Raw genomic sequence first — 19,792 nt, 5'->3', positions numbered from 1 at the left:
AAATACATGAAAGTTCAAGTTTGCTCTGATTTACACCTTGAGTTTAAAGAAAACCGAGAATGGTTGCAAAAAAATCCAATAATACCTAAAGGAGAAATTTTAATCATTGCTGGAGACTTTTACCATTTAGATAAAAACTTTGCAGCATTAGATTTTATAAACAAAGTATCAGAAGAGTTTGAAGCTATATACATAGTGCCAGGAAACCACGAATACTATGGAGGTTATGATATTTCTACAGCACTTGGTTCAACGTGTAAAAAAGTTAAGAATAATGTGTTTATAGTCAATAATTACCAAACTGAAATAAAAGGAACTAAATTTATTTTCTCTACCATGTGGTCTAAAATAGAGAAGAATATTTATGAAATTACACAAGCTGTAACCGACTTTAGAAAAATAAAATTCAAGAATGAACAATTCAATGCCATTCATTTTAATAAAATTCACGAAGCATCTTTTAACTTTATAAAAAAGGCTGTACAATCAGAAGGAAAAAAAGTAGTGGTAACACACCACTTACCAAGTTATGACTGCATGAATGAAGCATTTAAGAAAAGTATGTTTAAAACGGCTTTTTGTGTTGAGAAAAAAGAATTTATTAAAGATAGTAACATCGATTTTTGGATTTATGGGCATAGCCATAGAAATTTAGGAGATCTTAAAATTGGTAATACGCAAATGATTTCAAACCAATTTGGTTATGTGAATTGGAAAGAACATGAAACGTTTGATTATGAAAGAATAATTGAAATATAACTCCTCATATACTTGTAATAATGATTCAAAACCGTCTCAACCTCGTTGAGAAGCTTTTAATACTTACCGAAACCGTCTCAATCTCGTTGGGAAGCTTTTAATACTTACCGAAACCATCTCAACTTCGTTAGGAAGCTTTAAATATCTTTAAATAAGGTGATTATATAGTTGTTTTCAAAAAAATAAAAAAAACTACGCAACCCTTAAGTCTTCTTTGCATCTATAGAGTAAATAACTCAATTAAGAAGAAATATGAAAACAACTGTACTACTACTAACTTTAGTGTTCTTTTTTTCTTGCGCTGATAACGATGTTAAAAATGAAGTTTGCGGTGTAGAGAATCCAATAGAACAACTAGCTTGGTTAAAAAAGAAAAAAGAAGACCTAGAAAAAATGGCTTCTCCAGGAAAAAAACATATCATTCAATATACCTATAAAAACCAGCCAGTTTTTTTGATAGATGCTTGTGTAGATTGTGCCGATGGTTTACAGTATCTATTTAACTGCGCTGGTGAAAAAATTTGTGAATTTGGTGGTATTGATGGCCGAAACACTTGCCCTGATTTTGATAAAACTAAAACCAATAAAATAGTATTATGGGGAAATTAAAAATAGTAAAAGGAATAGTATTAGCGGTCATTTTAATGGCAACCGCTTGTCAGAAAAACGAAGAAATACCAGTAAACACTAATAACTTATTAGTAGGCTATTGGGCCAATGCTGTACATACCGATGATAGCATAACTTTTGAAAGAGTAGGAGAATTACCTACGAATAATTATGGAATAGCTTTTAAAGAAAATAATGTTTTTATACAACGTACTTCAGGTTGGTGTGGTACGCCTCCATTATCATTTTATGATGATAATGGAACTTATGAAAAAAATGAAGATCAGATAAAAATAACTTTATCCGTTTTTCCGCTGAATTATAATTGGAAAATATTAGAATTGACCAAAGAGAAATTAAAAGTGAAAGTAGAATTATCAGATAGAGAAAAAGAACACCAAGCTTTACTACAATTATTTGATGAAATTAAAGCATTAGCAACTAGTAAAACATGTGAAGATGATAACGATTGGACATTTACAGCTTATGGAAGTAAGGCATGTGGTGGTCCTCAGGGGTATATAGCATATTCTAAAAAGATAAACGTACCGGAATTTTTACAAAAAGTAACAGTGTATACACAAGCAGAAGCAGCCTTCAATAAAAAATGGGGCGTAGTATCTACTTGTGATATTATAGCGCAACCTACGGGAGTTACTTGTGAAAACGGAAAGGCCGTGTTAAAATATTAGTATTTTTAAATAAACTTTTAGCACATTAATTTAAAAGAAATCATAGTAGAGTGTTGCCGTCAGAATATCAAGGCACAGGCAAAAGTTTATCAGTTATATGCTGATAAGCTTTTTGCACTATGCTTAAAGTATTCTAGAAATTATGAAGATGCACAAGATACTTTGCAAGATAGTTTTATCACTATTTTTAAAAAGATAAAGCAATACAATCATCAAGGATCTTTTGAAGGATGGATGAAGCGGATTACTATCAATACAGCTTTACAAAAATACCGTCAAAAATCACCTTTACAATTAGTAAAAGAGGAAGCCCTTGAAGAAGATTTTGAGGAAGTAGAATATGACGATGCTTCTGTAAGTGTAGATTTTTTATTACAATGTATTCAAGAACTACCAGACAGATATCGATTGGTTTTTAACTTATATGTTTTAGATAAATTTTCACATAAAGAAATAGCCGAAATGTTAGCAGTCTCGGAAGGAACTTCAAAATCTAACTTATCAAGAGCTAGAATGTTGTTAAAACAAAAAATTGAAGTACATCAACAAATGCAAAAGGAAGCCTAAATGAACGATAGAAAAGACATAGATAGATTATTTGAAGAAAAACTTAAAGGGTTTGAAGCTTCTCCAAATCCAGAAGTTTGGAATGCTATTGAGGCAAAACTTAAAAAGAAAAAACGTAGAGTTTTACCTATGTGGTGGTTGTATGGAGGTGCGGCGGCAGTATTGATTATTGGTTTTTTAATATATCCTTCAGTAACAAAAACAACAACTTTACCAGTAAATGAAAAGGAAGTTGTAGTAGAGCAATCTGATAAAGAAGTACCAACAAAAAATAACGAAGAAAATAAATTAGAGCAAACGAATATTGAAGAAGTACCAGTAGAAGTTATAGCAATAAAAAAAGAGCCTAAAAAGAATGCTATTGATACTACAAAATCAATAGATGAAAAGAGGAAGAAAAATTCATTGTATGATGAAATAAACACCACCAATGAATTGATTGCTAGTAAGAGAATAATACCTGATAAAACAAGGGAAGGGGTTTTATCAGGTAAAAAAACGGCTATGAAAAAGATTTTACCAAATATCAATAAAAAAGACAGTACATTAATTGTAAAAGATTCGATACTAAAAAAAATGGAGGTAAAGAAAGATTTTATTGCTGAGATGAGTGAAAAAGATAGTACAACAATTGCTAAAAAAGAAAAAGATAAATGGGCATTGTCACCGGTTTTTGCCATTATAAAATCAAACTCCTTTACCAATACGTCTTCTTTAGATCAAAGTTTAGCTACTACTGAAACTACTGGAAATAATAATTTTTCTTATGGAGTAAAAGTAGCGTATCAATTAGCAGATAAATGGACAATTCAATCGGGAGTTTTAGTTCAAAAAATGGGATATACTAATGATAATTTATCCATTTTATCTAATGTAAAAGGAAGTAGTTTGCAAGGGGTAGATTATGAGCAAGAACCTTCTTTTATGTTAGTAGAAACTAGAAATGGAACCTCTGATGTTGCTAGCTTAAGTGCAGCAAATGTTGAAACCCAAGAAGCTACCTTAACTCAAAATTATAATTATATAGAGGTTCCAATAGAAGTAAAATACACTTTTTTAGAAACTAACCGATTTAATTCTAAAATAGTAACAGGTTTTAGTTCTTTATTTTTAAGTAAAAACAACATAATGCTTTCCTCTTCTATACTTACAGAGAATTTAGGAAAAGCCAATAATTTGAACGCTATAAACTTTAGCGGAAACATAGGAATAGATATTGAGTATTCTATAAATCCAAAATTAAAGTTTACTGTTAATCCAATGTTTAAAATGCCTTTGAATACATTTTCAAAAAATGATAATGGGTTTAGGCCTTATACAATAGGAGTTTACTCAGGAATTAGTTATCAATTTTAAAAACAAACATCATGAAAAAAATAATAGCATTAATCACAATTTTAGTTTTATCTGCTTGTTCTATGGATGGAGATTCAGGAGGACAAGTAATCACCTTATTACCAATAGATGAATCCGTTACGCCTTCAAATTTTACCTATAGAACTACTGACACTATTAAGGTAAAATACTCGTTGCCTAGTGGTTGTCATATGTTTTACAATTTATATTACCAGTATAAAGATACTACGAGAATAGTAGCCATTCGATCACTTCAAGATTTAAGCCTTACTTGTTCAGACGCTTTAATAGAGAAAGAATTAGAAATTCCTATTCAAGTAACCCAAAAACAAGATTATGTCTTTAAATTTTGGAAAGGCAAAGATGCTGATGGTAAAGATACTTTTGAAGAAAAAGTAGTACCAGTTATTAATTAAGCAGCCTTATACAGGTATTAAACTTTTAGTATAGTCTCATAATTAAACACGGATTATATTTTCTGAGGTTAATAACGGTTTGTTACAAAATTTAAGAAGTAGTTGTGCAATAGCAATAGTATCTTTTTCACAATATGTTACAATGCGTTGTAAATTCTTTTCTTGATAATATACTTTACAAACCTCACTCCCTTCAATATCTTGTTTTGGAGAAGGAATCCCTAAAATATGAGTCAGTAATTTTAATGAGGTATAATGTTTGTAATCACCAAATTTCCATAATTCCAGCGTATCTAAATGCTTAACATCCCATGGTTTTTTACCAAATAAATTCAATTTTTCTGGTAATGGAATTTGGTGAACAATCATACGTCTAGCAATATATGGAAAGTCAAATTCTTTTCCGTTATGCGCACACAAAAGATGCCTGTGTAAATTAAAATGATTGTCTAAAAGATGTTTGAAACGTAATAGAATATCAACTTCTTGATTATCATAAAAAGAAGTAATTCTAAATTGTTTTTTCTTGTTTGTTGTTACAAAATAACCTACCGAAATACAGATAATTTTACCAAACTCAGCCCAAATACCTGCACGCTCATAAAATTCTTCCACCGCATGTTCTTCTTTTCGTTGATACTGTGTTTTTAAAGTATATAATTCTTTTTCGGTTTCAGAAACTTTATGCCAAGTTTCATGTTGAGGTACTGTTTCAATATCTAAAAACAATACATTTTCTAAGTTTAAATTATTTAGCATTTTTTTCTTTGATAAACACATACGCTTGTGCGTTGTTTATAGTATAGTTAGTATTCTTTTTCGTTAAGTTGATGTTTTGAAACAGTATTTTTACCGCAATATCTTCCCATTCTTTTTCAATAGTCATCATAGCTGGGTCAATATTATAATCTTGAGTTAATAGTGATAAACTATTTATTTTAGTACTTAAAACAATAGTATAGCGTTGTTTTTTATTAGAGATTTCAACCAAATTTTTATCGTTTATGATTTTGAAAAAGTACCCATGAATACGGTTTTGATCTTTCTCATAATTATTAAAATACATGATTTTAAAAAAATCATAATTTTTAATAGGTATTAATAAATCAGATTCATTAATATTTAAATGACGGTACTTACTATTTGCTAATGGCGTATCTGTGGTTTTTATTTGAAGACTGTCAAGAATTCTATTAGGCAATTCCCAAGATTTTAGTGTACTAAACGTTGTTGTAGGGTTGTAGTTTAAAATTGGTGTAAGCTTTGTTAATTGTTTTTTATCGTTCAAATAATAAAGTATAGAACTCAGTTGCTTTTTAGTTTTAGTAGTAGTTACAAAATCTGAAGTAAGAAGACTATTATAAACCTTTTTAAATTGATGTATTTGACTTTTAGTAGCAATAGAAAAAGCGCCCCAAAAACCAAAAGAAGCGAATACACAAAGTATGGCTAAAGAAGAAAAAAACACACGTATTTTTTTTGACTTACTAAATAACATGTACAGCGTAATTCCTAAAATCCAAAAGGCCAATACTAATACAAAATACCTATTCTCAGTAAAACCATACTCACTAATTCTTCTAAAAATGGCTATAAATAATAAAATAAGTAAGGGTACTAAAGCGTAATAGAATTTAGGGGTAAACTTTTTTATAATTTTAGAATCTATAGTTGTTTGTACAGGGTTAATCAGTACTTGAATAAGAAACCCAAGAAAAGACAAAGCAATAACCAAATAAGAAACCCATCCTTTAGGTAAATTCCAATTAATAAGTATTTTAAAACTATACGCATATAAAATAATCAAGTAAATAATAACCAAAGGAATAAGGATATACTTCACAAATATTTCAAGAGCCTTGGTATATTGAACAGTGTTTTTTTGATGAATGTTTTTAGGGAAATCTGCCAAGTAAATCCAAGTATTGACAATACCTATGCAAACCACAAACATTTGAAAAAATCGTTTGTCGTTAAAATCAAAGACAAACAAATGTTTAATAGCTAACAACGCCAACGTAATCCCTAAATAAAGTACCAAAGAGAAAAATAAACTTCTAACAATAGCTATAAACACACTTTTTATATATCTGAAATAGTTTGTGTTATTCCATTGAGTAATAAAAGGAGCAATAAGTAATAGTAAATGCCCAGCAATAAAGTAGAGTGCAAATCTAATTCCACTTTCTTCAGTGATGTTGCGTTCAGTGGTAACAATACTAGTGTAAAAGATTCCTAAAAAGGAAAATGTGAGTAGAAATAACCATTGAAACTTTTTAGGGAGTTGTTCAGTTATAAAACGTGTTGTAATTAACCAACTAATACCCAAAATGAAGGTTAAAATAATTTTGCCCCAAAACGGCGTGTCAAAATTTTTATTTTCAATGACAGTTAAGGTAAAAAACGTACCAATAATTGCCCAGATGATAACAATAGGAAAACGTTTAAAAGCTTCTTTACACTTTAAAGCAAACTCTCCAAAAGAAGGAATAAACTTCATATACTCAATTTTTGTTATAAAGATATAAAAAAAGAGGGTTTTAGAAACCTAAAACCCTCTTTTTATGTATTGTAAATACTTAATCCTTATTTAATCACTAATTTCTTAGTAGCAGAATTAGCATTTTCATTCACTTTTAAAAGGTAAACACCTGTTTTTAAATTTGCAATATTAATTGCTTTATTGCTACCTGTAAAAGTTTCTTTTTGAATTTCTCTACCTAAAATAGTGTAAATAGTTACTTCTTTTTTAGCAGTAGAAGCAGTAGTTAAAGTAAAAGTATCTCCACTTATTGGGTTAGGGAAAATGCTAAAACCTTCAATAGTATTTTCTTGTATAGAAGCTGTTGCTCCAGTAGGAGTAACCTCTTTCCACGAAGTAGCAATCCTTAATTCATCAAAATTGATATTAGGTGTTTCTGTACCAGAATCTTGCCTTAATAAAAATCTTCCTAAATTTCCAGGAATATCATTTCCAGACGCAGTAAGTGTTAAGCTTGCGCTTGGAGCAGAGTTAGTAGCGAAAGTGTTTGGAGCCGGGTTTTCCCATAATTTTAATTCATTACTTGCAAAGTCATAAGCAACAACTACAAAAACCTCTTCACCTGGTGTGTGCATAGTTGTAGTGTAAGAAGTATTACTACTTCCTGTACTAACACCAATCCTATATTTTGTATTATCTGTATCATCTTGCTTTAACCATATTCTACTTTTGTATGAACCACCAGCTTCAGTTAATACAACAAAATAACCACCATTGGCATTTGTTAAACCACTAATATCTGAAGCTGTAAATAAAAAAGAAGCATAAATAGTTCCAGAATTTTGTTGATTATACTCTAAGTAAGGGTCAGCACCTGTTCCGTCAAAACTAACCATATTTCCAGTAGGATTTGGAAATTCTGACGCTTGAAATGGATTAGCAAGAGTAGCGGTTGTTACCTTAACTTTATCAGATGAAGATGAGGTTGTTTGCCACCAAGCAGCATCAGTTAAATTAGAATCTGCAGCGTAATCAAATGTCTCAACAATTGGAAAAGGAATACATGTTGGACTGTATAAAGTTCTTGTATAATCACAACTACTGTTAGCACCTCCTTTAATAGTTACTGTAACATCTGAACCTTCTGTTATACCTGTAACTGTAATTGTTCCTTCAGCTATAGAGTTAGGATTGTCTCCTCCAATAGTACCTTCAGATGCAGTAATTGTATAAGTAACTCCTGTGTTTCCTCCTGTAAAAGCAATAGAACCATTAAATGTATCAGTACCACTAGTAACAGCATCACAATTGGTAGCGATTGATCCTAAGGTTAAATCACATGGATGTTTAACAGAAAAGTTTACTGTTTTATTAACAGCAGTAGCTAAAGGGTTACCACTATTATCAACTAATTCAATATATACTTTATAAGATGTACCACCAGTTACTGGAAAAGTAATGTCATTAGTGTCAAATTTATCAGCTTGTGCAACATCGTTCAACTTCCATTTGATATAACCGTCACCAGTTCCTCCGCTAGCAACATTAAAGTTAGCTACTGATAATTTAACTGTAGCTGTGGTTGTATGATCTAATTCAGCTCCTTCAGAAGGAGATGTTATTGTTAAAGAAGGTTCACTTGAATTACAAGTAGTACAAGTTACGGACAGATCATCCCAATATACCATAGAGCCAGAATACGAACGAACTTCAAAAATAAGAGTATCTACGCCATCAGGTGCTACTACAGTAGTTTCAAACTTTGTCCAAACCCCACCATTGTTATCTAAATAACCATTATTTGGACCTCTTAACGGGTCAGTTGAAGCATCACTACTTGTACCAGTGTGATATACTGTTGTGGAACCGCTTTTCCATACAGACCATATACGTACATCTTCACCATCTCCACTTGCTTTATACCAAAAAGATATTTTATAGCTAGAACCAGATATTATACCACTAATATTTTGTGTTAAATCTTTAGTACCACTACCTCCGTTTCTAAAAGCAGAATAGGTACCCCCATGTTTTTCGGTATTAGTCTTAACTAGACTTTCAGCTTTATTCCACCCATTTGGGGTTGTGTCATCGTCCCACAACTCTAAATCTCCATTAGTTAAAAGTTCTTGCCCAAAAGCAAAGTGGCCAAGAAAGACCAACATTAAAGATAATAAGTAATTTTTTTTCATTTTGTTTGTAAGTTTTAATTCCTTCCAACAAAACTACAAAAAATGTTAATTTTAAAACATTAATTTAAAGTTAAGTAGTTGAATTTTAACCTTAGGTAATGCTTTAGGTTTATAAAACATTAAATGAACGTTAAGTTCAAGGGCAGCACATCTAATTTGTTATTTTATCGTTACTTTTGGAGTGATTACTTAAATAATTAATGTATGAATACTAGTGATATTAAGATTTTATTGGTGGATGATGAACCAGATATTTTAGAAATAGTTGGTTATAATTTAAAATCTGAAGGATATCAAGTTTTTACAGCTAACAATGGAGCAGAAGCCGTAAAAACAGCTAAAAAAGTAAGTCCACATCTAATTTTATTAGACATTATGATGCCAGAAATGGATGGTATTGAAGCTTGTGAAAAAATTAGAAGTATTAAGTCTTTAGAAGATGTAATTATTTCTTTCTTAACAGCAAGAGGGGAAGATTATTCTCAGGTAGCAGGTTTTGATGCTGGTGCAGATGATTATATTACTAAACCAGTAAAACCAAAAGTACTGGTTAGCAAAGTAAAGTCATTACTTCGACGTTTAAAAACAGATGAAAAAACAGATACCACTACCAAAATTGGTGACATTATTATCAATAGAGATGAGTATGTTGTTTTTAAAGGAGAAGACAAAATTTCATTACCAAGAAAAGAATTTGAATTATTTTCTTTATTAACTTCTAAACCAGGAAAAGTTTTTAAAAGAGAGGTAATTTTAGATAGCGTTTGGGGTAATGAAGTAGTGGTAGGAGGAAGAACAATTGATGTTCACATACGTAAATTACGTGAAAAGATTGGAGATCATTACTTTAAAACTGTAAAAGGAGTAGGATATAAATTTGTATTAGAAGGGTTTGATAAATAATTAAAAACCTTTAAAAATATTCTAGTAGATTGCTTGTTAAATTATAACAAGCAATCTACTTTTATTTAATAGAAGAATGATAGCAAGGAAATAATTATTAAATGCTTACATTCAATCGTTTATTTAATATGAAAATAAAAAAAACATATAAATACGCACTTTGGTCAGCGTTATATTTAACCGTTTTGTCAATCACCTTTGTGGTGTTATCTTATTTATTTCTGTTTAAGTTTTTTGGATTAGGAACCATCATTATTTTTGGTGTTATTTTATTTGTTTTATCATTCTTTGTTATTCAGTATAGAGCTGAACATTTTATATATCAGCGAATTAAAAAACTATATGAAGATATTTCAATATTAGATATTAACGATTTAAAAAGAAAAAAAGTTACTACAGATGTTGAATCGTTAACAAAAACAGTACAAGAATATGTAGAAGGTAAAAGTGAAGAAATTGCTGATTTAACCCAAAGAGATTCTTTTAGAAGAGACTTTTTAGGAAATGTATCACATGAATTGAAAACACCTCTTTTTACCGTACAAGGATATATTTTAACTTTAATGGAAGGCGCTGCGGAAGACAAAGTAATAAGAACTAAATATTTAGAGCGTGCTAATAAAGGTGTTGAGCGGTTAACCTCTATTGTAAAAGATTTAGATATGATTGCTAAATTGGAAACAGAGGGGATGAAAATGAATATTGAAACGTTTAATATTTTAGAGCTAATTCAAAATGTATTTGACCTTTTTGAGATGAAGGCTAAAAAAAGAAATATTACGTTGAAGTTTGATAAAGCATATGAGTTCCCATTCTTTGTAAAAGGAGATGTTGAGCGTATTGAACAAGTATTAATTAATTTAGTAGTTAACTCTATTAAATATGGAAAAGTTGATGGCGTAACTACGGTTAGTATTGAAAGTTACAATCCTAATAAATTTATTATTAAGGTAATTGATAATGGTGAAGGAATAAAACAAGAACATTTATCGCGTTTATTTGAGCGTTTTTATAGGGTAGATCAAAGCCGTTCTAGAGAACAAGGAGGTTCTGGTTTAGGGTTATCTATAGTTAAACACATAATAGAAGCACATGGTGAAACCATACTTTTAAAAAGTAAGTATGGAGAAGGTTCTGAGTTTTCTTTTACTTTAGAAAAAGCTAAGTAAACTACTTCGGGGCAAGTCCACAAGGCATTTAATAAGACAATAAGTTTAATTTCGAGGCAAGCCTCGGGGTATTATACCCTTTGGCGGTGCCAATAAAATATACTGTCCTGTTGCAAACATCCAGGGAGTTAAACCTTTTGTGATTAAAACCAAAATCCTAAATTAAACAGCCAAAAGTTTTCCTTATGATCTGGTGACCAAGTATATTTAATTTCTATAGGGCCTAAAAATGTTTCTATTCCATAACCAATAGCATAACCAGATTTGGTGTTTTTAAATAACTCCCCATTTAAAAATATATCATTTTCAACACGGGCATAATTAGCAATAAAATTAGCATAATGCTTGTCAAAAACACGATATCTGAAATTAAACTCAGACCTTAAAAAAGATTGATTATTTAAGGTAGCAGTATCATAACCATAAAAAGCATAAAAGCTATTGGCATAGTTTTTATTATAGCCACCTAACCTAAAATCAAAAACCTCAGAAGAAACATTACCTAAGGTATACCCAGCATCCGAAGTGTATTGAAAAGTAAGCTTATCAAAAAATGTTTTTGCAAAACCTATAGTACCAGAAAGTTGGGAAAATTGAGTAAATCGATCACTTCCGCTAGGAAATTCATTAAATCGCTCATTCCTATCCGACCAAACAAACCACTTAAAACCAATATCAGCATAAAAACCTGAGGTTGGAAACATGTTTTTATCATAAGTATCTAGCTTTAAAAAGCTATAAGCATTTACGTAATTACTATTGTCAAATACAGTATCTTCATTATTAACTAAAAAAGTATCTGAAGTAATTTTAATTCTCTTATTTTCAATACCTAAACCAAAAGCAAATTTTTTATCCATAGTAGTTTGTACATAAAAAGCATTGGTGAAATCTAAATAACGAATGTTTATTTTGTTAACTACATCATCATATAAAAAATTACTTGTAAAAGAATTATAATTTGAAGAAAACCCATAACTAGGAATAATTCCATTATCTATAAAGTAATTTAAATTATATCGAATTCGGTCACCAATTCCCACATCAAAGGTAAATTCATCATTCTGTTTTAATAATTTTTTATGGCTATAATTAACTAATACAGCAGATTTGTAGAGTAAATCGTAATGTAAACCAAAACGTAAGAAAGATTTTATATTATCTTCTTTTACTTTTAAAACTAACTTTTTTCCTTTAAAAGAACTTTCAAAATGATAATCAATTCGTTCAAAGTTTTTCGTAGCAGTTAACGAACTTATTTTTTTTGAAATATCTTTATAAGATACACTATCACCTTCTTCTAACTGTAATTTACCCAATACATAATTATCTGTATAGTTTTTATTTCCTTTAATAATAATTCTATCTACTAATAATTTATGAGGCTTAATATTTAATTTTGGTCTTCTTTTTTTTCTTGTTTGCAGTTTAGCAATACTGTCAAAAACAGCTTTGTATGGTTTAGCTACTTTAATACCTTCTTGTAAAATTTCTTTTTTCTTATCAAAAGAAATTACACTGTACTCTATAATATCAGGTTTTAAAGAGATATCTAATAGTTTTATATGCTCATCTGCCTTTTTATACATTTGAAAATTGATAATTTGTAACAAAAGAGAAGCAACGGAAGAAAGTTCATCTCTTTTTAAAAGTTGGCCTTGTACATTAACTCCAATAATCAAATCAACATTTTTAGTTTTCATAATATCAACTGGGTAGTTGTTTACTACACCGCCATCTACTAGCAATTGTCCATCAATATCTACAGGATTTAACAAAGAAGGAAACGCACCACTAGCTCTTAATGCCAAGGGTAAAGAACCTTTTTCTAAAACCACTTCGTTACCAGTTTCAATATTAGTTGCTACACAATAAAAAGGAATAGATAGTTGAGAAAAATCATTAATATCATCAACAGGAGCTAGTAATTCTGTTAAAAAGTTTAAAACATTTTGCCCTCTGGATAATCCTAAAGGTAAACCAACACCATCTTTTTTAATAGGTAAAGAAATAGCATATTTTTCACCATGTTGTTTCATAAAAAAAGGCTTCGAATTTCTACTTACTTTATCCTGAAGTAAGGTCATAAAATCGGCACTTTTAATAATATTTTCTATTTGCTTAGCAGAATAACCAGAAGCATACAATCCTCCAACAATAGCTCCCATACTTGTTCCGCCAATATAGTCAACTTGCAGACCAGCTTTTTCTAATTCTTTTAATACGCCCACATGAGCAAAGCCTTTAGCACCTCCGCCACTTAAAACCAATCCTATTTTGGGTTGTTGTTGCGCAAATAAGTTTAAGGTTATAAAAAAGGGAAGTAGTAGTAGTTTTTTCATGGCTAGTTTTTATGATAGTATTGATAAATTTTTTGTGCTCTTGCAAATCCAACAGCTTCTTTTAGCTCGTCAAAGCTAGCACTTTTTACGCGTTTAGCTGATTTAAATTTACGTAATAAATTAGTTATGGTTTGTTTACCAACGTTAGGAATTTGTTCTAATTCAGATTGTATAGCACTTTTACTTCGTTTATTTCTATGGAAGGTAATTCCAAAGCGATGGGCTTCATTACGTAAGTATTGAATTATTTTAAGTGTTTCAGATTTTTTATCTAAATATAAAGGCACACTATCACCAGGATAATAAATTTCTTCCAAACGTTTAGCAATACCAATAATAGCTATTTTTCCACGTAAACCTAGTGCATCTAAACTTTTTAAAGCAGAAGATAATTGCCCTTTTCCACCATCAATAACAATAAGTTGTGGCAATGGTTTTTCCTCTTCTAGTAAACGTTTATATCTTCGGTATACAACTTCTTCCATAGAAGCAAAATCATCTGGACCTTCCACAGTTTTTATATTAAAATGGCGATAATCCTTTTTACTAGGTTTTCCATTTTTAAAAACCACACATGCGGCAACAGGATTGGTTCCTTGTATATTGGAATTATCAAAACATTCTATATGACGAGGTTCTACACGTAAACGTAAATCTTTTTGCATTTGCCCCATAATACGTTTTACATGTCTATCAGGGTCAACAATTTTTATTTGTTTAAACTGCTCTTGACGATAGTACTTTGCATTTCTTTCAGATAAATCAACAATCCTTTTCTTATCTCCTAATTTAGGAACTGTTACTTTTATTTTATCTCCTAAATCTACCTTAAAAGGAACGTATACTTCTCTTGATAAAGAGTTGAATCGTTGTCTGGTTTCAATAATAAAAAGTTCTAGTAAATCCTTATCCGTTTCGTCTAATTTCTTTTTAATTTCAGTAGTGTATGACTGTACAATAGCACCATTCATAATTTTAAAGAAGTTAGCATATCCGTGGGTTTCATCTGAAATAATAGAAAAAACATCTACATTATTAATAGACGGATTTACAATGGTAGATTTAGCCTGATAATTTTGCAATGAGGCTAGTTTATCTTTTATCTTTTGAGCTTCTTCAAACTTCATTTCTGAAGCAAAATCCAACATTATTTGATGAAAATGCTCTAAACTTTCTTTAAAATTACCTTTAATAATATTTCGGATAGATTTAATATCTTTTAAGTAGTTATCTTCAGTTTGTAAATCTTCACAAGGTCCTTTACAATTGCCTAAATGATATTCTAAACATACTTTATATTTATGTGCATTAATTTTAGTTTCATGCAAGTCATAATTACAAGTTCGTAAAGGATATAATTCTTTAATTAATTCTAATAAATGGTTTACTGTTTTAACGTTTGTGTAAGGACCAAAATATTCAGAACCATCTTTAATGACTCTTCTGGTTGAAAAAACACGAGGAAATCGTTCTTTTTTTATACAAATCCAAGGATAAGATTTGTCATCTTTTAGCAATACATTATACCTTGGTTGGTATTTTTTAATCAAGTTATTTTCTAGAAGAAGTGCATCTGTTTCCGTATCCACCACAATATGTTCCAGTCTAACAATTTTCTTAACTAAAATTCTAGTCTTTCCATTATCATGATTTTTAGTAAAGTAAGAAGAAACCCTTTTTTTTAAGTTTTTTGCTTTACCAACGTAAATAATAGTATCTTCTTTATCAAAATACTGATAAACTCCAGATGAATTTGGTAGTGTTTTTACTTGTAATTCTAAAGGTGTTGGCATATGACGAAAATACGATTTTATAAAAAAATATGTAAGTAATACTGTACATTTATCCTTTTTTAACTAGAAATGCAAAAACCAACAGATTTTTACTCGGAACAACTTGATAAGTTAAAACAGCAACTCACAGAGGTTAATAAAAAAATAAGTACCGTTAGGTTATTAAGATTTATTGTTTTTATAAGTTTAGTAATAGGAATTTATTACACATTTAATCAAGCATATATTCCAGTTATAATAGGAGTTATAGGAATAGTTGTTTTTAGCTTTTTGGTAGTAAAGCACCAAACATTGAAAGAAAAAAGAAAAATAATAAAACATAAAATTTCTATTAACCAAACTGAGATTAATGTATCAAAAGGCGATTTTAGCAACTTACCTAACGGAGCTGAGTTTATAGATTCTCAGCATTTTTATAGTTATGATATTGATTTATTTGGAGAAAACTCCTTCTTTCAATATATTAATAGAACCATTACATCTAATGGAAAAAAATTGTTGGCGAAAATAGTATCCGATAATTCTATTAGTCATATTCAAGAGAAACAAAAATCACTTCAAGAACTTTCACAAAAAGTCAATTGGCGTCAACATTTTTCATCATTAAAAACATTAATTTCTTCTGGAGAAAATGATACCCGAAATATTGTGGATTGGATGACAAGTTATGAAAGTAAACTTTCGCAAAGTTTGATTAATCTAGCTCGTTTGTTTTCTATAGTTTCTATTTTATTAATTGGACTCGTTAGTTTTAAAGTAATTTCCTTTTCAGTAATTATCAATTGGTTTTTTATAGGGTTGGCGATCACAGCTTTTAATTTAAAAAAGACACAAAAAATATATACTTCAGCAAGTAAATCAAAAGATGTTTTTAAGCAATATTATGTATTACTTGAACAAGTAGAAAAAGAAACATTTTCTTCAAAAATTTTAAAAGAAAAACAAAAAAGTATTCAAACAAACACCCAAAAAGCATCTTTAATTTTTAAAGAGTTTTCTAAAATTTTAGACGCTTTTGATCAACGTAATAACGTAATTATTGCTGTTTTTGGAAATGGACTGTTTTTGTGGGAAGTTTTAAATGCGTGTAAAGCAGAAAAATGGATAAATAATCATAAAAATACTGTAGAAGAGTGGTTTAATACTATTAGCTTTTTTGATGCTTATAATTCACTGGCTAATTTTGTGTTTAATAAACCTCAGTATGTTTTTCCAACTATTCAAGAAGAACACAATAATATTAGTGCTAATAATTTAGGGCATCCATTATTAAACCCATTAAAACGAGTGGATAACAATTTTACCATTCAAAATGGACAATTTTTTATTGTAACCGGAGCTAATATGGCTGGTAAAAGTACTTTTTTACGTACGGTTTCATTATCAATTATTATGGCTAATTGCGGATTACCTGTTTGTGCGGAAAGTTATAAATACACTCCAACAAAACTAATTACTAGTATGCGTACTTCTGATTCGTTATCCGATGACGAATCTTATTTTTACTCAGAACTAAAACGATTAAAGCTAATTGTAAATACTATTGAGTCAGATAACTATTTTATTATACTTGATGAAATTTTAAAAGGAACCAATAGTAAAGACAAAGCAATAGGGTCTAAGCAGTTTGTTGAAAAGTTAAATAAATCAAACTCAACAGGAATTATAGCAACACACGACGTAAGTTTGTGTGATTTAGCCGATGAATACCATGAGATTTTAAATTATTATTTTGATGCTGAGATTGTTAATGATGAATTGTACTTTGATTACAAAATGAAAACAGGAGTTTGTAAAAATATGAACGCTTCATTTTTGCTCAGAAAAATGGAGATTGTGTAACTGAACTACTTGAAACATTAATACGTACCTTTGTAGCATGCAAAAGCTTATAGATAGTTTTGGTCGTCAAATCGACTATGTTCGATTAGCTGTTACGGATCGTTGTAATTTACGATGCCAGTATTGTATGCCTGCACACGGAATTGAAATTGTTCCAAGAAAAGAATTGCTTACTTACAAAGAAATGTACCGAATTATCCGAGTATTAACAGAGCTTGGTGTAACTAAAGTAAGACTTACCGGTGGAGAGCCTTTTGTTAGAAAGGATTTTGTGAAGTTTTTAGAAATGCTTTCTTTCAATGATTTATTAAACATAATTAATGTAACTACCAATGGAGCTTTAATACGAAAACATATTGAAACTATTGTGAAACTTAATAAGGTTAAAACTATTAATTTAAGTATTGATAGTTTACAATCAGATAAGTTTCACCAAATAACAAGGAGAAATGTTTTTTCTGAAGTTTATAAAACACTTGAACTGTTAGAAGAAAGTAGTTTAAATCTGAAGTTAAATGTGGTAGTACAATCTGGTTTTAATACTAATGAAATTAATGACTTTGTACGTTTAACTAAAGATAAAAATGTTGTAGTACGATTTATTGAAGAAATGCCTTTTAATGGAAATGGCCAGCGTGAACTTGGAGAATCATGGAATTTTAATAGAATTTTACAGGAAATCAAATCGGAGTTTGAGGTAGTTGAAGTATCTGCAAAAAAATCATCTACCTCTAGAAATTATCAGGTTTCTAATTTTAAAGGAAGTATTGGAATTATTCCAGCCTTTACAAGAACCATTTGTAATGATTGTAATCGTATTCGAATTACATCTACTGGAATGTTAAAAAACTGCTTGTTTGATGATGGTGTTTTTAATATCCGTGATTTTATTAGAGATGGCGCTAGTAATGAAGATTTAAAGGAATTGTTTTTATCCTTGGTAAAACAAAAACCTAAAAATGGTTTTGTAGCTGAAGCCAACAGAACTAAAGGAAAAGTTTCTGAAAGCATGTCAACTATTGGTGGGTAAAAAACTATTCTTATGATTAATTATAAAACAGTAACTTTAAATACCTTAATCTTTTGTTTAATTTCACTGCTTCTAGTTTTTCTAAATACTTTTTTATTTTTTCTAGTTTTTGGTTCTGGAAATGAAGCGTCAAAAATTACTGATAAACCGTATATTAGTTTTCTATTTAATTACATTCCTCTTCTTTTACCATTGATTTACTTAATATATTTGATTTTTAAATATAACATGGAGAATAATATAATTCAACGGAATTCATTTTTTACCGTGTTAATATTATTAGTTATATTTTTTCTTTTTAAAGGACCTTTTTTAGACGTTATAATTATATGATTTCAGTAAAAGAAGCAACAGATAAAATTTTAAATCACACCCGTGATTTTGGTGAGGAAGAAATTCCTTTTATAGATGCAGTTGGAAGAGTTTTAAAAGAAGATATTATTGCCGATAGAGATTTTCCACCTTTCAATAGAGTAGCCATGGATGGTATTGCAATCAACTATCGTTTTTTTGAATATGGTGTTCGTGATTTTAAAATTGAAGGGATTCAGCCAGCAGGAAGTGCGCAAGAAAAAATGGAAAATGCAACGCATTGTTATGAAGTAATGACAGGCGCAGTGTTACCAGAAAATACAGATACAGTGATTCGTTATGAAGATGTAGAAGTAAATACGCTAATGGCAACGGTAACGGTAGATACTATTAAGGAAGGGCAAAACATACATTACCAAGGTTCAGATAAAGAACAAGGAACTGTTTTAATTAAAAAGAACACCATTGTTTCTCCGGCAGAAATTGGTGTTTTGGCTACAGTTGGAAAAAGCAAAGTAAAAGTAGCTAAACAACCTAAAGTGATGATTGTTTCTACTGGTGATGAATTGGTAGGTGTTGAAGAAACACCATTAGCACACCAAATAAGAAGAAGTAATGTATACACTTTGGTATCTTTATTAGATAGGTTGAAAATTCCTTCTGAAACAGTACATTTGACTGATGATAAAGAGGTTTTAAAAGAAAAGATAAAAGAATACTTAAAAGAGTACGATGCCCTATTATTTAGCGGAGCGGTTAGTAAAGGAAAATTCGATTTTTTACCTGAGGTGTTAGATGGGTTAGGTGTAGAAAAACTATTTCATAAAGTAGCACAACGTCCAGGAAAGCCTTTTTGGAGTGGAATTACTGATAATTGCTGTGTATTTGCGTTTCCAGGGAACCCTGTATCTACTTTTGTAAATGGGATGGCATATTTTTACCCTTGGTACTATAAATCTGTAGGTGTTGCGCAAAAAATAGAAGCGGCTGTTTTAACAGAAGATGTAATTTTTAAGCCAAACTTAACCTACTTTTTACAGGTAAAACTGTCTGTTGAAAATAGTGAGCTTAAAGCGACGCCAGTTAAAGCAAATGGTTCTGGAGATTTGGCCAGTTTAATTGATGCTGATGGATTTATTGAGTTGCCAAAAACTGAAGAAATAACATTTAAAAAAGGAACGGTTTTTCCTGTGATTCTATATAGAAATTTTTAATTTTTAGTGTTTGGTTTTTAGTTTCTATACTGGAAACTAAATCAGTTTGATGGTTTTACTATTATAAATATAAATGTACTTTTGATAATTAATTATGTTATCACCGTGGTTGTA

The 19,792-nt window shown here is 29.9% G+C and carries 16 protein-coding genes; 11 read left to right on the top strand and 5 right to left on the bottom strand.

Annotated elements, in window-relative coordinates; all coding sequences use genetic code 11:
- Positions 1 to 6: 6 nt before the first annotated feature.
- The 6 genes from ABNT65_RS14385 to ABNT65_RS14360 all read left to right on the top strand — a co-directional run bounded on the left by ABNT65_RS14385 (position 7) and on the right by ABNT65_RS14360 (position 4,399).
- Positions 7 to 759 (top strand): metallophosphoesterase, encoded by a 753-nt coding sequence (locus ABNT65_RS14385; RefSeq protein WP_348703223.1) that lies wholly within the window; start codon positions 7 to 9, stop codon positions 757 to 759.
- A 252-nt stretch (positions 760 to 1,011) separates the two neighbouring features.
- Positions 1,012 to 1,368, top strand: a complete 357-nt coding sequence (locus ABNT65_RS14380) for a DUF6970 domain-containing protein (RefSeq protein ID WP_348739403.1) — start codon at positions 1,012 to 1,014, stop codon at positions 1,366 to 1,368.
- A complete protein-coding gene (locus ABNT65_RS14375; protein WP_348746144.1) occupies positions 1,356 to 2,060 on the top strand; it encodes a hypothetical protein in 705 nt (234 codons plus the stop codon). Before ABNT65_RS14380 ends, ABNT65_RS14375 begins: the two co-directional genes overlap by 13 nt.
- Before the next feature lie 24 nt (positions 2,061 to 2,084).
- Positions 2,085 to 2,627 carry an RNA polymerase sigma factor gene (locus ABNT65_RS14370; RefSeq protein ID WP_348739574.1) on the top strand — a complete coding sequence of 181 codons (543 nt, stop codon included), beginning with the start codon at positions 2,085 to 2,087 and terminating at the stop codon, positions 2,625 to 2,627.
- Entirely contained in the window at positions 2,628 to 3,983 is a 1,356-nt protein-coding gene (locus ABNT65_RS14365) for an outer membrane beta-barrel protein (protein ID WP_348746143.1), read from the top strand.
- 11 nt (positions 3,984 to 3,994) lie between these two features.
- Entirely contained in the window at positions 3,995 to 4,399 is a 405-nt protein-coding gene (locus ABNT65_RS14360; protein WP_348739401.1) for a hypothetical protein, read from the top strand.
- Positions 4,400 to 4,441: 42 nt separating this feature from the next.
- Here the strand turns inward: ABNT65_RS14360 and ABNT65_RS14355 are convergent, their stop codons facing one another.
- The 3 genes from ABNT65_RS14355 to ABNT65_RS14345 form a co-directional block, all read right to left on the bottom strand.
- Positions 4,442 to 5,158, bottom strand: coding sequence for a 3'-5' exonuclease (locus ABNT65_RS14355; protein ID WP_348746142.1), 717 nt, complete (start codon positions 5,156 to 5,158; stop codon positions 4,442 to 4,444).
- Positions 5,148 to 6,899 (bottom strand): DUF4153 domain-containing protein, encoded by a 1,752-nt coding sequence (locus ABNT65_RS14350; protein ID WP_348746141.1) that lies wholly within the window; start codon positions 6,897 to 6,899, stop codon positions 5,148 to 5,150. The genes ABNT65_RS14355 and ABNT65_RS14350 overlap by 11 nt, the downstream gene beginning before the upstream one ends.
- Before the next feature lie 86 nt (positions 6,900 to 6,985).
- Positions 6,986 to 9,073: a T9SS type A sorting domain-containing protein gene (locus ABNT65_RS14345; protein ID WP_348746140.1), complete on the bottom strand. Its 2,088-nt coding sequence runs from the start codon at positions 9,071 to 9,073 to the stop codon at positions 6,986 to 6,988.
- Between the two features lie 204 nt (positions 9,074 to 9,277).
- Between ABNT65_RS14345 and ABNT65_RS14340 the strand changes: the two genes are divergently transcribed.
- Both ABNT65_RS14340 and ABNT65_RS14335 read left to right on the top strand, forming a co-directional pair.
- Entirely contained in the window at positions 9,278 to 9,976 is a 699-nt protein-coding gene (locus ABNT65_RS14340; RefSeq protein WP_348703231.1) for a response regulator transcription factor, read from the top strand.
- A gap of 128 nt (positions 9,977 to 10,104) precedes the next feature.
- Complete coding sequence (locus ABNT65_RS14335; protein ID WP_348703232.1) at positions 10,105 to 11,145, top strand: sensor histidine kinase; 1,041 nt, start codon at positions 10,105 to 10,107, stop codon at positions 11,143 to 11,145.
- A gap of 143 nt (positions 11,146 to 11,288) precedes the next feature.
- On the opposite strand, the gene ABNT65_RS14330 is transcribed toward ABNT65_RS14335, so the two are convergent.
- Both ABNT65_RS14330 and uvrC read right to left on the bottom strand, forming a co-directional pair.
- Positions 11,289 to 13,487: a patatin-like phospholipase family protein gene (locus ABNT65_RS14330; RefSeq protein ID WP_348746139.1), complete on the bottom strand. Its 2,199-nt coding sequence runs from the start codon at positions 13,485 to 13,487 to the stop codon at positions 11,289 to 11,291.
- Positions 13,488 to 13,489: 2 nt separating this feature from the next.
- Positions 13,490 to 15,280: an excinuclease ABC subunit UvrC gene (gene uvrC / locus ABNT65_RS14325; protein ID WP_348746138.1), complete on the bottom strand. Its 1,791-nt coding sequence runs from the start codon at positions 15,278 to 15,280 to the stop codon at positions 13,490 to 13,492.
- Between the two features lie 69 nt (positions 15,281 to 15,349).
- Between uvrC and ABNT65_RS14320 the strand changes: the two genes are divergently transcribed.
- The 3 genes from ABNT65_RS14320 (at position 15,350) to ABNT65_RS14310 (ending at position 19,678) form a co-directional block, all read left to right on the top strand.
- On the top strand, positions 15,350 to 17,122 hold the full coding sequence (locus tag ABNT65_RS14320; RefSeq protein WP_348746137.1) for a MutS-related protein: 1,773 nt from the start codon (positions 15,350 to 15,352) through the stop codon (positions 17,120 to 17,122).
- 37 nt (positions 17,123 to 17,159) lie between these two features.
- The gene (moaA, locus tag ABNT65_RS14315) at positions 17,160 to 18,152 is read left to right on the top strand and encodes a GTP 3',8-cyclase MoaA (RefSeq protein WP_348746136.1); all 993 of its coding nucleotides are present in this window, start codon (positions 17,160 to 17,162) and stop codon (positions 18,150 to 18,152) included.
- A gap of 329 nt (positions 18,153 to 18,481) precedes the next feature.
- Entirely contained in the window at positions 18,482 to 19,678 is a 1,197-nt protein-coding gene (locus tag ABNT65_RS14310; protein WP_348746135.1) for a molybdopterin molybdotransferase MoeA, read from the top strand.
- Positions 19,679 to 19,792 lie beyond the last annotated feature (114 nt).

Origin of the sequence: Tenacibaculum sp. 190524A02b, assembly GCF_964036645.1 — a bacterium.
GTDB lineage: Bacteria > Bacteroidota > Bacteroidia > Flavobacteriales > Flavobacteriaceae > Polaribacter > Polaribacter vairaonense.
The sequence above is the reverse complement of the archived record's forward strand: the minus strand, read 5'-3'. Positions and strand labels throughout refer to the sequence as shown.